The 16,191-nt window shown below is 70.7% G+C and carries 1 protein-coding gene; it reads right to left on the minus strand.

Annotation, left to right across the window (positions count from 1 at the left end):
• The coding region (locus ON23_RS23680; RefSeq protein ID WP_039780877.1) for a non-ribosomal peptide synthetase at positions 1 to 16,191 on the minus strand (16,191 nt) is incomplete at both ends.

Raw genomic sequence — 16,191 nt, forward strand, 5'->3', positions numbered from 1 at the left:
TCCTCGCGGCCGAGCACCTCGCGCTGCCAGAGCGCGAAGTCGGCGTACTGCACCGGCAGCGGCGCCCAGGCCGGTTCGCCGCCCTCGACGCGCGCCCCGTAGGCGGTCATCACGTCGCGGGTCAGCGGGCCCATCGAGAAGCCGTCAGCGGAGATGTGGTGCACCACCAGGGCCAGCACGTGTTCGGTCGGGCTGACCTCGAACAGCCGGGCCCGGAACGGCACCTCGACGGTGACGTCGAAGCCGGTGCCGACCAGCTCCGAAATCCGCTGCGGCAGTTCGGTTTCGGTGACGTCGATCGGCGTGAGATCGGGAATGACCTTCGAGGTCGGCACGATCTCCTGGTAGGCGGTGCCGTCCACCTCGGGGTAGCGGGTGCGCAGCGATTCGTGGCGCGCCAGCACATCGGCGACCGCGATCTGCAGTGCCTGCCGGTCCAGCAGACCCGACAGCCGCACCGCGGCCGGGATGTTGTCCACCGCGGATTCGGGATCGAAGCGGTTGAGGAACCACATCCGCTGCTGCGCCAGCGACAGCGGCACCAGCTCGGGCCGATGCTGCGGCACCAGCGCCGCGCGACCGCCCGCACCGGAACGGGTCTCGGCCCGCGCCGCCAGACCGGCGACGGTGGAGGCCTCGAAGATCTCGCGCACACCCAGCTGGGTGTCCAGGGCCGAGGACAACCGCGCGGCCACCTGGGTGGCGATCAGCGAGTTGCCGCCGAGGGCGAAGAAGTCGTCGTCCAGGCCGACCCGGTCCACGCCGAGCACCTCGGCGAAGGTGCCCGCGACGATCTGCTCCACCGGGGTGACCGGCGCGCGGAACACCGCCGCCTCGAACACCGGGGCGGGCAGCGCCTTGCGGTCCAGCTTGCCGGAGGCGTTGAGCGGGAATTCGTCGAGCACCATCACCAGCGCGGGCACCATGTAGCCGGGCAGCTGCCGGCCCAGTTCCTCGCGCACCGCTTCGGCGTCGACCGGAAGTCCCGGTGTGGCAACGACATACGCCACCAGCTGATCGCCGGTGTGCTGGTCGCCGCGGACCACCACGACGGCCCGGTCGATCTCGTCGAGCCCGGTCAGCGCCGTCTCGATCTCGCCGAGTTCGATGCGCAGACCGCGCAACTTCACCTGGAAGTCGGTGCGGCCCAGGTATTCCAGTTCGCCCTGTTCGTTCCAGGCCACCAGGTCGCCGGTGCGGTACATCCGCTCGCCCGCGCCAAATGGGTTGGCCACGAACCGGTCCGAGCTCAGATCCGGACGGGTCACATAACCGTGCGCGAGCTGGGCGCCCGCCAGATACAGCTCACCCGCGACACCCACCGGAACCGGCCGCAGACGCGAATCCAGCACGTAGACACGGGTGTTGAAGACGGGGCGGCCGATCGGCACGGAATCGACATCGGCATCGGTCACCTCGTGATAGGTGACGTCGACCGCGGCCTCGGTGGGGCCGTACAGGTTGTGCAGCGCGGCGCCGGTGAGCTCGCGCAGGCGCTGCGCCGACTTGGGCGCCAGCGCCTCACCGGAGGCGAACACCAGGCGCAGCGTGGTGCACTGCGCGGCCGCCGCCTCGGCGACGAAGACCGCCAGCATCGACGGCACGAAGTGCGTGACGGTGACGCCCTCGCCGACGATCACCTCGGCCAGATAGGCCGGATCGCGATGGCCGTCGGGCCGCGCCACGACGAGCCGCGCGCCGATCTGCAAGGGCCAGAAGAACTCCCACACCGACACGTCGAAGGTCGCGGGCGTCTTCTGCAGCACCACATCGGCGGCGGTGAGGCCGTATTCGGTCTGCATCCACACCAGCCGGTTGACGATCGCCGCATGCGACACCGCGACGCCCTTGGGGCGCCCGGTGGAACCGGAGGTGAAGATCACGTACGCGGTGTTGGCCGGCCGCAGCGGGCCGCGGCGCTCGGCGTCGGTGATCGGCTCGATCGCGTAGCCCGACAGGTCCAGCAGGTCGATGCGCACCTGCGCGGTGTCGATGTCGAGATCGTCACCGGAGGTCAGCACGCAGACCGGATCCGCGGTGGCCAGGATGTATTCGGTGCGCTCGGCCGGATGATCCGGATCCAGCGGCACATACGCGCCACCGGCGGCGGTCACGGCGTACATGCCGACCACCAGATCGATCGAACGCCGCATACCGAGTGCCACGAAAGTGTCCGGGCCGACGCCGCGCTCGATCAGCCAGCGGGCCAGCGCATGCACCCGGGCGGCGAAGTCGGCGTAGGACAGACCTGTCCCCTCGAAACTCACCGCGGTGGCGTCGGGGGTCCGCTCGACCTGCGCCTCGAACAGCGAGACCAGGGTGGCCGAACCGTCGACCTCGTGGTCGGTCGCATTCCATTGCGACACCACGAGGTCGCGCTCGGCGGGCTCGAGCAGTTCGATATCGCCGGCGCCGATCGCGGGCTCGCCCACGATGGTGGTGAGCACCCGCACCAGCCGGTCGGCGATGCGGCGCACCGCGTTCTCGTCGAACAGGTCGCGCAGATAACCGGCCCGGACCCGCAGGGTGGAGCCCAGCGAGGCGATCAGGCTCAGCGGGTAGTGGGTGGCGTCGGTGGCCTCGAGTCCGGCCACCGCCATGCCGTCGATATCGGCGGCCTGGCGCTGAATGCCCTCGGCATCCACCGGATAGGACTCGAACACCACCAGGGTGTCGAACAGCCCGCCGACGCCGATCGCGTCCTGGATATCGGCCAGGCCGAGGTAGTGGTGGTCGAGCAGATCCGCCTGCTCACCCTGTACCCGCGTGAGCAGCTGCTCCGCGGATTCGGCGGCATCCAGGCGCACCCGCACCGGCACGGTGTTGATGAACAGGCCGACCATGGACTCGACCCCGGCCAGCTCCGGCGGGCGGCCCGAGACGGTGGTGCCGAACACCACGTCGTCGCGGCCGGTCATGCGGCCCAGCACGATGCCCCAGGCCGTCTGCAGCACGGTGTTGGCGGTGACGCCGAGGCGCGCGGCGAATTCGGTCAGCCGCGCGGTCTGCGCGGTGTCGAGTTCGAAGACGTACTCGTCCGACAGCGCGGTGATCTCGCGGCCGGCGTCGGGGCGCGCCAGCAGGGTCGGCTCGGAGATACCGGCGAGGGCATCGGTCCACGCCGCCAGCGAGGCCGAATGATCCTGCTGGGCAACCCATTCCAGGAAATGCCGGTAGGAGCGCACCGCGGGCAGCGCGCCGGAGTCGGCGTGCGTGGCGTAGAGCACCAGCAGATCCCGCATGAGCAGCGGCATCGACCAGCCGTCGAGCAGGATGTGGTGGTTCGAGACGACCAGCGACCAGCGCTGCTCGGCCACCCGGATCAGGGTGAACCGGATCAGCGGCGGCGCGGCCAGGTCGAAGCGGCGGGTCCGGTCGGCCTCGATCAGATCCGCGGCCTCGCCGGTCTCGCGGCGGTCGTGTTCGGCCCACGTCGCCCGCACGCCGTCCAGCACGACCTGCACCGGATGCCCCTGCGCGTCGGTGACGAAGGCCGTGCGCAGCGTCTCGTACCGATCGATCAGAGCCTGTGCGGCACTGCGCAACCGGGCCGGATCGACGCGGCCGGTGAGATCGAGAACAGCCTGACCGGTGTACACGTCGACGGAAGAGGCGGCCAGTTCGGCGTGGAACAGCAGACCGGCTTGCAGCGAGGACAGCGGCCACACCTGCGAGATCTCACCGAAGCGCCGCTCCCAGCCCTCGATATCGCTCTGGCCGACGCGCACCAGCGGGAAGTCCGACGGGGTGTGTCCGCCCGCACCGGCCGATTCCGCGTGCCGCGCAACGGCTTCCAGCGCCCGCGTCCACAGTTCGCCGAATTCGCGCACGGCGTCGGCGTCGAGCAGCGTGGTCGGATAGCCGATCCGCGCGGTCAGCCGGTCGCCGACCACGATGGCGTTGATGTCCAGCGGCGCCATCGCCGGCATGTCGGCGTCGTAGTCGCCGGCCAGTTCGCCGAGTTCCGGGGCGGGAATCCAGCCGAAACCGCGCAGCGCCTCGGGCACCGCGTTGTCGGAGACCCGGCCCAGGTAGTTGAAGCTGACCTGGCCCGGCATCTGCTCGGGCAGCTGGGTGGCCGCACGCGGGTTCAGGTAGCGCAGCATACCGTAGCCCAGGCCCTTGTCGGGCACGGCCAGCAGCTGTTCCTTGACCGCCTTCACGACCCGGCCCATCGCCGGACCGCCGGTCAGCGCCGCGTCGATGTCGAGACCCGACAGGTCGAAGCGGACCGGGAAGATCGCGGTGAACCAGCCGACCGTGCGGGACAGATCCGCGCCCGGCACGACGTCCTCTTCGCGGCCGTGGCCCTCGAGGCGCACCAGCGCACTGTCGGCCCGGTCGTCCGAACCGGCATGTGCGGCACGCCATTTCGCGACGGCGAGCACCAGCGCGGCCAGCAGGCCGTCGTTGATTCCACCGTGGTAGAGCGCCGGCACCGCGGTCAGCAGCGCCTTGGTCACCTCCGGCGAGACCTCGACCTCGACCTTGCCGGCGACCCCGGCCACATCGACGGCGGGATCGAACGGCCGCTCGGTGAGCAGCGGGTCCGGGCCGTCGACGACCGCACGCCACCAGTCGAGTTCGTCGTCGCGATCGGCGGCGGCACGCTCGAGCGCATGCGACCAGGTGCGCATGCTGGTCGGCGGCGCGGCCAGCTCCGGCGTCTGTCCGGCCGAGAGCTGTCCCCAGGCGGTGACGAAGTCGGGCACCAGGATGCGCCAGGACACACCGTCGATGACGAGGTGGTGGGCGACCACGATCAGGCGTCCGGCCCGGTCGGCGGCCGACGGCTCCAGCCAGGCGAAGCGCACGACCACACCGGCTTCCGGATCGAGCCGGTCCAGGCTCGTGTGCAGGGCCGCGGTCGCGATCTCGATCAGTTCCGAATCGGTTGCGGCGGCGTCGAATTCGGTGTGGTCGAGCAGTGACTCGACATCGACGCTGCCCGGTGCCGCGGTCTCCACGATCCATTCCGCACCGGCGTGCCGGCGCAGTCGCGCCCGCAGCATGTCGTGGCGATCCACGACGGCGGCGACGGTGGCCAGCAGCCCGGCCCGGTCGATGCCGATCGGCAGTTCCAGGGCCAGCGCCTGATGGAACCGGCCGAACGAACCCGACCGCTCCACCATGAACCGGGCCACCGGCGTCAGCGGCATGGTGCCGACGCCGCCGCCCGGCAGCTCGGCCAGCACCGGAACCGAATCACCCTGTCCCGCAGCAGATTCGGCGACCATCGCCAGCCCGGACACGGTGCGCTGTTCGAAGACGTCGCGCGGGCTGAACACCACGCCGCGCGCCTTGGCCCGCGACACCAGCTGGATGGAGACGATCGAGTCACCGCCCAGCGCGAAGAACGAATCGTCGACGCCGACGCGTTCGATACCCAGCACCTCGGCGAACACCTCGGCGATGGTCTGCTCGACCGGCGTGCGCGGGGCGCGGAAGGCGGTGTCGGTGGCGAACTCCGGTTCCGGCAGCGCCTTGCGATCGAGCTTGCCGGCCGGGGTCAGCGGCACCCGGTCGATGACCATGATCGAGGACGGCACCATATAGCCGGGCAGGCGCTGTTCCAGATGCGCGGTCACGTCGGCGACGTCGATCGACGCACCCGGGACCGCGACGACATACGACACCAGCGAGGTGGCGCCCGCGCCGCGGGTATGGCCCACCGTCACCGCGAAATCGACGGAGTCGTGGGCGGTGAGCGCGGCGTCGATCTCACCCAGTTCGATGCGGAAGCCGCGCACCTTGACCTGGAAGTCGGAGCGGCCGACGTATTCGACCTCGCCGGTGTGGTTCCACCGCACCACGTCACCGGTGCGGTACATCCGCTGTCCGGGCTCGTAGGGGTTGGCCACGAAGCGTTCGGCGGTCAGGCTCGCCCGCGCGTGATAACCGCGCGCCAGCTGCACGCCGGACAGATACAGCTCACCCGCGACACCCACCGGCACCGGCCGCAACCGGGCGTCGAGGACGAGCGACTGCATACCACGGATCGGGCCGCCGATGGTGACCGGATCGCCGGCGGCCAGCGGATCGCTGATGTTGGTGGCGATGGTCGCCTCGGTCGGGCCGTAGGCGTTGTGGAACCGGCGCGCCGACCCGTCCGGGGTCACCGACCACTTGGCGACCTGCTCGGCGGTGACCGCCTCACCACCGGCGATGACGACCCGCATGCCGGCCAGATCGGCGGGATCGAGGGTGGCCAGCACCGACGGGGTGATCAGGGCGTGGGTGACGCCCTCGCGGGCGATCAGCTCACCGAGTTCACTGCCGCCGTAGGTGCCCGGCGGCACCACGACCAGCGCACCGCCCGCACCGACGGCGAGCAGGAACTCCAGAATCGAGGCGTCGAAGCTGGGCGAGGCGAAATGCAGTGCGCGCGAATCGGAATCGAGCCGGTAGCGCTCGTTCTGTTCGGCGCGGAAGTTCGCCAGGCCGGCGTGGGTGACCACCACGCCCTTGGGCACACCGGTGGAACCGGAGGTGTAGATGACGTAGGCCGGATGCTCGACGCGCAGCGGGCGCACCCGGTCGGCGTCGGTGATCGCGGCGGCGTCGTAACCGTCGAGTTCGAGCTCGTCGAGAACCAGCCAGTCCACCGACCCCGGCAGATCGTCGCGCACCGAGGCCACGGTCAGGCCGACGGGCGAACCCGAATCGGTGACCATGTGGTCGATGCGGTCGGCCGGGTACGCCGGGTCGATCGGCACGAACGCCGCACCCGACTTGGTCACCGCCCATTCGGCCAGATAGCTCTCGGCCGAGCGCGGCACGGCCACCGCGACCAGATCCTCGGTGCCGATACCGCGTTCGATCAGCAAGCGCGCCAAGCGGTTCGACCGCTCGTCGAGTTCGCGGTAGGTGAGGGTGCGGCCGTCGGCGATCACCGCGGGAGCCTGCGGGTCGCGGCCCGCGGCCTCGGCCAGCAGCTGCGGCAGGGTCGAGGCCGCGACCGCCGGGCCACCCGTGCGCGCGAGCAGGTCCGCGCGCTCGGACGCCTCGAGGATGTCGACCGCGCCGACGACGATGCGCGGATCGGTGGCGACCGCGCGCAGCACCCGGATCCAGCGATCGGCGATTTCCGAGGCGGTCTGCTCGTCGAACAGATCGGTGGCGTAGACGAGATTCAGCGCCATGCCGTTGGCGGCCGCACCGTCGGCGTCGCCGACCCGTTCCGACAGCGTGAACTGCAGATCGAAGCGGGCGATGTTCTCCTCCCGCTCGACCGTGGACACGGTCAGGCCCGGCAGCTCGAGGCTCGCGCGGTCGAGGTTCTGGAAGGCCAGCATCACCTGGAACAGCGGGTTGCGGGCCTGCGAACGCTCCGGCGCCAGCAGTTCCACCAGCCGCTCGAACGGCACGTCGGCGTTGCCGAAGGCCTCGAGGTCGGTGTGGCGGACCCGCTCCAGCAGTCCGGTGAACGACTCGTCGGGGTCGATGCCGGTCCGCAGCACCAGGGTGTTGACGAACATGCCGACCAGATCGTCGAGCGCGGCCTCACCGCGGCCGGCGATCGGGGTGCCGACGGCGATGTCGTCGGTGCCGGACAGATGACCCAGCAGGACGGCCAGGGCCGCGTGCATCACCATGAACAGCGACGAACCCTGTTCGCGCGCAACGCCTTCCAGCGCGCCGATCAGCTCCGGCGTCAGAGTCCGGTGCAGTTCGGCGCCGCGCAGCGAGGCGATCGCCGGGCGCGGGCGGTCGGCGGGCAGGGTGAGCTCTTCCGGAATTCCGGACAGCGAGCGCTGCCAGTAATCGACCTGGCGGGCCAGCAGCGACTGCGGATCGTCCTCCGAGCCCAGCACCTCGCGCTGCCAGATCGCGAAATCGGCGTACTGCACCTCGAGCGGCGCCCAGCCGGGGGCACTGCCCTGGGTGCGGGCGGTGTAGGCGGTCATCACGTCGCGGGCCAGTGGGGTCATCGAGAACCCGTCGGCGGCGATGTGGTGCACGACCACGACCAGCACGTGTTCGTCGCTGTGCACCTGGAACAGCCGGGCGCGCAGCGGAACCTGTTCGGCGACATCGAATCCCGCGGAGGCGAAATCGGTCACCGCGGTGGTCAGATCGGCATCCGAGACCGGGTAGGCGCGCAGATCCAGCACGATCTGCTCGGCCGGCACCACCAGCTGCATCGGCGTGCCGCCGTGCTCCGGATAGCGGGTGCGCAGCGACTCGTGCCGGCGCACCACGTCGAAGACGGCCAATTCCAATGCGGCCGTGTCGAGTTCACCGGAGAGCCGGACCACCAGCGGCAGGTTGTAGGCCGCCGAGGAGGTGTCGTACTGGTTCAGGAACCACATGCGCTGCTGCGCGAACGACAGCGGCACCGGTTCCGCGGCGGCGCGCGGGCGGGCGATCAGGCGCGGGCGCGCCTCGCCGCCGGTGTGCGTCTCCAGCCGTGCGGCGAGCGACTCCACGGTCGAGGCCTCGAACAGCGCGCGCACACCCACCGTCGTGCCCAGCGCCGCCCCGATGCGGGAGACGACGCGGGTGGCGATGAGCGAGTTGCCGCCGAGATCGAAGAAGTCGTCGTCGAGCCCGACCCGTTCCACGTCGAGCACCTCGGCGAAGACCGCGGCCACGATCTCCTGAACCGGGGTCTCGGCGGCCCGGAAGGCGCGCGACTGCACCGCGGGGGCGGGCAGGGCGCGGCGGTCCAGTTTGCCGTTGACGGTCAGCGGAATACGGTCCAGCACCACGAACGCCGAGGGCACCATGTACGCGGGCAGCCGTTCGGCCGCGCCGTCGCGCACGACGTCCAGCGCCGGCTCGGTCTGGCCGGCCGGGGGCACCACATAGGCGACGATGCGCTGGTCGCCCGGCTGGTCCTCGCGCACGACGACCGCGGCCTGCGCGATCCCCGGCTGGGCCAGCACCGCGGCCTCGATCTCGCCGAGTTCGATGCGGAAACCGCGCACCTTGACCTGATCGTCGGCGCGGCCCAGATATTCGAGTTCCCCGAAGCGGTTCCAGCGCGCCACGTCACCGGAGCGGTACAGCAAAGTCCCGGGCTCGCCCAGCGGATCCGCGACGAAGCGGGCCGCGGTCAGATCTGGGCGGCCCAGATAGCCGCGCGCCAACTGCGGACCGGCGACATACATCTCGCCGGCGACGCCGACCGGAACCGGATGCAGCCGGTCGTCGAGGACGTACACCCGCAGTCCGGCGATGGCCCGGCCGACGACCGAACCCGTTGCGGCGGCGATGGTTTCGGCATCGAGCACCCGATGCGAGACGTGCACGGTGGTCTCGGTGATGCCGTACATGTTGACCAGTCGCGGCGCGGTGTCGCCGTGGCGGGCCACCCAGTCCGCGAGCCGGCGCAGCTCGAGCGCCTCACCGCCGAAGACCACATAGCGCAGGGCCAGCGGCCGGCCACCGGCCAGGCGATCGGCCTCGGCCAGCTGATAGAACGCCGAGGGGGTCTGGTTGAGCACCGTCACCCGTTCGCGGCGCAACAGTTCCAGGAACTGCTCCGGCGAGCGCGAGGTGTAGTAGTCGACCACGACCAGGGTGCCGCCGAACAGCAGCGGACCCCAGATCTCCCACACCGAGAAGTCGAAGGCGAAGGAGTGGAACATCGTCCACACGTCGTCGGCGCCGAAACCGAACTCGCGATCGGTGTTGGCGAACAGCCGCACCACGTTCCCGTGCGCGACCGCCACGCCCTTGGGGCGGCCGGTCGAGCCGGAGGTGTAGATGACGTAGGCGATATTGCTCGCCGACAGCGGCGCGTTGCGATCGGCATCGGTGATCGGGCCCTCGCCCGCGTCCACCAATTCCGGTGTCTCCGCGCCGAATCCGTCCATCAGCACGGTCGGCAGACCGGCCGGCAGCTCCACCTCGGTGCCGCCGTCCACGATCACCCCGGCCGGACGCGAATCCGCGAGCACGTAGGCGATGCGTTCGGCCGGATAGCTCGGATCGATCGGCACGTATCCGGCGCCGGACTTGACGACCGCCAGCAGGGCGACGACCAGATCCAGCGAGCGCGGCAGCACCACCGCGACCAGCGTCTCGGGACCCGCCCCGTCGGCGATCAGCCTGCGCGCCAACTGGTTCGCGCGCCGATCCAGTTCCGCGTAGGTGAGCTGATCGGCGCCGAACTTCGCCGCCACCCGGTCGCCGTGCTCGGCGACCGCGGCGTCGAACAGATCCGACAGCGTCACGGCCCGGTCGGCGAACCGCCCGGTGCCGCCGTCCTCGCCGGCCGAGACCCAGCGCTGCGAGACGTCCAGGCGTTCGCCCTCGCCGAGCAGATCGATATCGCCCACCACCGTGGTGGCGTCCTCGGCGACGCTGCCCTCGGTGACGCTGCGCAGGATCCGCAGCAGGCGGTCGGAGAAGGCGGCGACGGTTTCCGGATCGAACAGATCGGTGGCGTAGGTCCACGACAGCGCCAGCCCGGCGCCGTCTGCGCCATCACCGACGGTCAGCTGGATATCGAATTTCGCCATTCCCGGATCGGCGTCGACGACCGCGAGATCCAGGCCGGGCAGGGCAGCCGTGGTGGCGTCGCGCCGGCCGGTGGCCTCGAAGGTCAAGGCGACCTGGAACAGCGGATGATGCGCCTGCGAACGCACCGGGCTGAGCACATCCACGAGCCGCTCGAACGGCACGTCGGAGTTGGCGAAGGCGGCCAGGTCGGTCCGGCGCACCTCGCCGAGCAGCTCGGCGAATGTGGCATCCGGGCGCACCGGAGTGCGCAGCACCAGCGTGTTGACGAACATGCCGACGAGATCGTCGAGTGCGCGTTCACCGCGGCCCGCGATCGGCGTGCCGATGGCGACGTCGCTGCTGCCCGACAGCCGTGCCGCCCAGGTGGCCAGGGCCGCGTGCATCAGCATGAACAGCGTCACGCCGTGGGCGCGCGCGTACTCGGTGAGCCGCGCGTGCAGGTCGGCGTCGATCGAGAACTCGTGTGTCGCACCGGCATTGGTGGCGATCTCCGGACGCGGGCGATCGGCCGGCAGTTCGATCTGCTCCGGCAGATCGCGCAATTGCTCTGTCCAGTAGGCGATCTGGCGGGCCGCGACCGATTCCGGATCGTCCTCGGCGCCGAGCACCTCGCGCTGCCAGAGCGCGTAATCCGCGTACTGCACCGGCAGCGGCGCCCACTGCGGGGCCTCGCCGCGCGAGCGCTCGGAGTAGGCGGCGACCACATCACGCAGCAACGGGCGCAGCGAGAAGCCGTCCCCGGCGATGTGGTGCATGACCAGCACGACCACGTGATCGCGCGGGCCGAGCTCGAGCAGGGTGGCCCGGAACGGGACCTCGGCGGTCACATCGAAGAAGACGTTGACCAATTCCGCCACGCGCGCGGGCACGTCGCCGGCGTCCACCGTCTCGATGGCGAGTTCGACGCCGGCGACCTGCGCGGACAGCACCCGCTGATAGCCGTCGCCGGCGACCTCCGGGTACACGGTGCGCAGCGATTCGTGCCGCGCGACCACGTCGCGCACGGCCGCGGCGAAGGCCTCGCGGTCCAGCGCGCCGGTCAGCCGGATCGCGACCGGGATGTTGTTGACCGCGGTGCGGTTGTCGAACCGGTTGAGGAACCACATCCGCTGCTGGGCCGGCGAAAGCGGCACCAGTTGCGCGGTCTCGCCGTCCGGGAGCGCGACGGGCTCGGGCCGCGGCTGCGCGGTCAGCGCGAGCCGGCCGCCCTGTCCCGCTTGGGTTTCCAGCCGCGCGGCCAGCGCCGCGACCGTGGAAGCCTCGAACAGGGTGCGGACCCCGACCTCGGTGTCGAGCGCCGCGCCCAGCCGGGCCGCGACCTGGGTGGCCAGCAGCGAGTTGCCGCCCAGTTCGAAGAAGTCGTCGTCCAGGCCCACGCGGTCCAGGCCGAGGATTTCGGCGATCACGTCGGCGACGGACTGTTCCACCGAGGTGCTGGGCGCGCGGAACACCTTGGCCGCGAAGGTCGGCGCCGGCAGCGCCTTGCGATCCAGTTTGCCGGAGGCGTTGAGCGGGAAGCTGTCGAGCACCACGAAGGCCGCGGGCACCATGTACGCCGGAAGCTGTTCGGCCAGCGCAGATTTCACCGCGTCCACGGCGATCTCGGCGCCCGGTGCGGCGATCACGTAGGCGACCAGTTGATCGCCGGCGCGATCGTCGGAACGCACGACCACCACGGCCTGACCCACCGATGCGACGGCGGTCAGCGCGGATTCGATCTCCCCGAGTTCGATGCGCAGACCGCGCACCTTCACCTGGAAGTCGGTGCGGCCGAGGTATTCGAGCTCACCGGCCTCGGTCCAGACCACCAGGTCTCCGGTGCGGTACATCCGCTCACCGTCACCGAACGGGTTGGCCACGAAGCGGTCCGCGGACAGATCCGGCCGCGCCACATATCCGCGGGCCAGCTGGGCGCCCGCCAGATACAGCTCACCCGCGACACCCACCGGAACCGGCTGCAGCCGCGCGTCCAGCACGTAGACCTGGGTGTTGAACACCGGCGCACCGATCGGCACCGACGCCACATCGGCGTCGACGACCTCGTGATAGGTGACGTCGACGGCGGCCTCGGTCGGGCCGTAGAGGTTGTGCAGGCGCGCGCCGGTCAGGCGGCGCAACTGCTGTGCGGTGGTGCCGGGTAGCGCCTCACCCGAGGCGAAGACGTTGCGCAGGCCGGTGCATGCGGCCGCGGCCGGCTCGGCCACGAAGACCGCGAGCATGGACGGCACGAAGTGGGTGACCGTCACGCCCTCGCGCACGATGACCTCGGCCAGATAGGCCGGGTCGCGATGGCCGTCCGGTCGTGCCACCACCAGGCGCGCGCCGACCTGCAAGGGCCAGAAGAACTCCCACACCGACACGTCGAAGGTGGCCGGGGTCTTCTGCAGCACCACGTCGTCGGCGGCCAGGCCGTACTGGGCGTGCATCCACACCAGGCGGTTCACGATCGCGGTGTGCGGAACGGCCACACCCTTCGGGCGGCCGGTGGAGCCGGAGGTGAAGATCACGTAGGCGGTATTGCCCGGTCGCAGCGGGGCGGTCCGGTCGGCGTCGGTGAGCGGCGCGTCCGAATAACCCGACAGCTCGAGCCGATCGATACGCACCTCGGGCGCGATATCGCTTGCGGTGGAGACGTTGTCGCGCAGCGCCTCACCCGAGGTCAGCACGCAGACCGGACGGGCGGTGTCGAGGATGTAGTCGGTGCGCTCGGCCGGATGATCCGGATCCAGCGGCACATACGCGCCACCGGCGGCGGCCACGGCGTACATGCCGACCACCAGATCGATCGAACGCCGCATACCCAGAGCGACCAGCGACTCGGGTCCGACACCCTGATCGACGAGCCAGCGCGCGAGCCGGCGCACGCGAGCGGCGAACTCGGCGTAGGACAGACTCGTCCCCTCGAAGATCACCGCGGTCGCGTCCGGCGTGCGCGCGACCTGCGCCTCGAACAGGGAGACCAGCGTCGCGGCGGCGTCGTCGGACACCGTCGGCAGCGCGGCATCGATGGGGAATTCGGTGTCGTTCCAATGCCGCAGCACCAGCGCGGTCTCGGCGGCGTCGAGGACCGGCAGGGCGCCCACGACGGCCGACGGATCCGCGGCCACGGCCTGCAGCACGCGCAGGAAGCGTCGGGCGAACGATTCGGCGAACGCCTCGTCGAACAGATCGGTCGCGAAGACCAGCTCGGCGGCCATCTCCGCGCCGGCGGCACCACCGGCCGCGGCGTCCGCGCCGGTGCCGACCGGCCCCTCGCTCAGCGTCAGCTGCAGATCGAATTTCGCCGTCTGCGAATCGATTCCGAGTTCGGCGACGGTCAGTCCGGGCAGCTCCAGGGCGGTGCGGCCCAGGTTCTGGAAGGACAGCATCACCTGGAACAGCGGATGCCGCGCCTGCGAACGGGCCGGGTTGAGCACCTCGACCAGCCGCTCGAACGGCACGTCGGCATGCGCGAAGGCCGACAGGTCGCGCTCGCGGACCTGGGCCAGCAGTTCGGTGAACCGCGCGCCCGGGTCGACCTGGGCGCGCAGCACCAGGGTGTTGACGAACATGCCGACCAGGTCGTCGAGGGCCCGCTCACCACGGCCGGCGACCGGAATACCCACGGCGATGTCGTCGGTGCCGCTCAACCGCGCCAGCAGCGCGGCGAAGGCGCCGTGCACGACCATGAACAGGGTGCTCTGCTGGCCCTGTGCGACCCGGCTCAGCCCGTCGACCAGCTCACCCGGCAGCCGGAACCGATAGGTGCCGGCCTCGTAGGTGGCGACGGCAGGCCGCGGACGCGTCGACAGCCGCAGTTCGTCGGGCAGGCCGTTGAGCGCGTTGTGCCAGTACCCGAGTTGTTCGGAGATGACCGACCGCGGATCGTCCTCCGAGCCCAGCGATTCCCGTTGCCACAGTGCGTAATCCGCGTACTGCACGGGCAGCGGCGCCCAGCCGGGCTCCGATCCCGCGGTGCGGGCCAGATAGGCGGTCATCAGATCGCGCACCAGCGGGGTCATCGAGAAACCGTCGGTGGCGATGTGGTGGACCACCACGACCAGCACATGGTCGGCGTCGCCGAGGCGGTACAGCCGCAACCGGGTCGGCGGCACGGCGGTGACATCGAAACCGCGGCCGACGAATTCGGTCAGCGCGGCCGGCAGGTCGGCCTCGGTCGTATCGACCACGTCCAGCTCGGGGACGGCCCGGGTCGCGGGCAGGATCTGCTGGTAGGCCAGGCCCTCGTGCGAGGGGTAGATCGTGCGCAGCGATTCGTGCCGGGCCACCACGTCCGCGATCGCGGTCCGCAGCGCGTCGATATCGAGTTCGCCGGTCAGCCGCACCGCGGCCGGAATGTTGTTGGTCGCCGAATCGGTGTCGAAGCGGTTGAGGAACCACATCCGCTGCTGCGCCAGCGACAGCGGCGGGAATTCCGGGCGCGTGCGAGGCGTAAGGGCTTGGCGCACACCGGATCCCACCTGGGATTCGACGCGTGCGGCCAGACCGGCCACGGTCGGCGCCTCGAAGACGGTGCGCACGCCGACCTCGGCGTCCAGCGCCGCGCTCAGCCGCGCCACCACCTGGGTGGCGATCAGCGAGTTGCCGCCCAGATCGAAGAAGTCGTCGTCCACACCGACCGGACGCTCGCCGGTGTCCAGGCCGAGTACGTCTGCGAAGGTCGCCGCGACGATCTCCTCGACCGGCGTGGACGGCGCCCGGAACTCGCGGGCCGCGAACACCGGCTCCGGCAGCGCGCGCCGGTCCAGTTTGCCGTTGGGGTTCAGCGGCATCGCGTCCAGCGTGACGATCGCCGCCGGAACCATGTACGACGGCAGCAGCTGCGTCAGATGTGCGCGCAGCACCTCCAGGTCCACCACGCCGGCGGACGGCACCACATAGGCGACGAGCTGATCACCGAGACGCGCGTCCGACCGCACCACCGCGACCGCCTGGGCCACGGATTCGTGTGCGGTGAGAGCGGATTCGATCTCCCCGAGCTCGATGCGCAGACCGCGCACCTTCACCTGGAAGTCGGTGCGGCCCAGGTACACGATCGCACCGTCGGCGCCGCGGCGCACCAGGTCACCGGTGCGGTACATCCGGGAGCCGTAGTCGGCGAACGGATTCGCGACGAAGCGGTCGGCGGTCAGATCCGCCCGGCCCAGATAGCCGCGGGCCAGCTGATCACCGGCGAGGTACAGCTCACCCGCGACGCCCGGCGGCACCGGATGCAGCCGCGCGTCCAGCACGTAGGCCTGCGCGTTCCACACCGGCAGACCGATCGGGACGGCGCCGCGCACGTCGTCGGCCACCGCGGCGTGGGTGGCGTGCACGGTGAATTCGGTGGGGCCGTACAGGTTGTACAGCCGTGCCGTGCCTACCCGGCGGAACGCCTCGACCGCATCGGAGGTGAAGGCCTCACCGGCGACGAACAGCGCCCGCAGCGACGCCAGCGCGGAACTGTCGACCGCACCGGAGAAGACGGTGAGCATCGAGGGCACGAACGAGGTCATGGTGACCTGCTCGGCGGCGATCACATCGGCGAGATAGCGCGGATCGCGGTGCCCGTCCGGGGTGGCCACGACCATCCGGCCACCGACCGACAGCGGTGCGAACAGCTCCCACACCGAGACGTCGAAGGTGGCGGGCGTCTTGAACAACACCACATCGTCGGCGCCGATGCCGTATTCGCCGGTGATCCAGCGAATCTGGTTCACCACCGCGGAATGCGGGACGGAC

The sequence above is a fragment of the Nocardia cerradoensis NBRC 101014 genome, from assembly GCF_000308535.1.
Classification (GTDB): domain Bacteria; phylum Actinomycetota; class Actinomycetes; order Mycobacteriales; family Mycobacteriaceae; genus Nocardia; species Nocardia cerradoensis.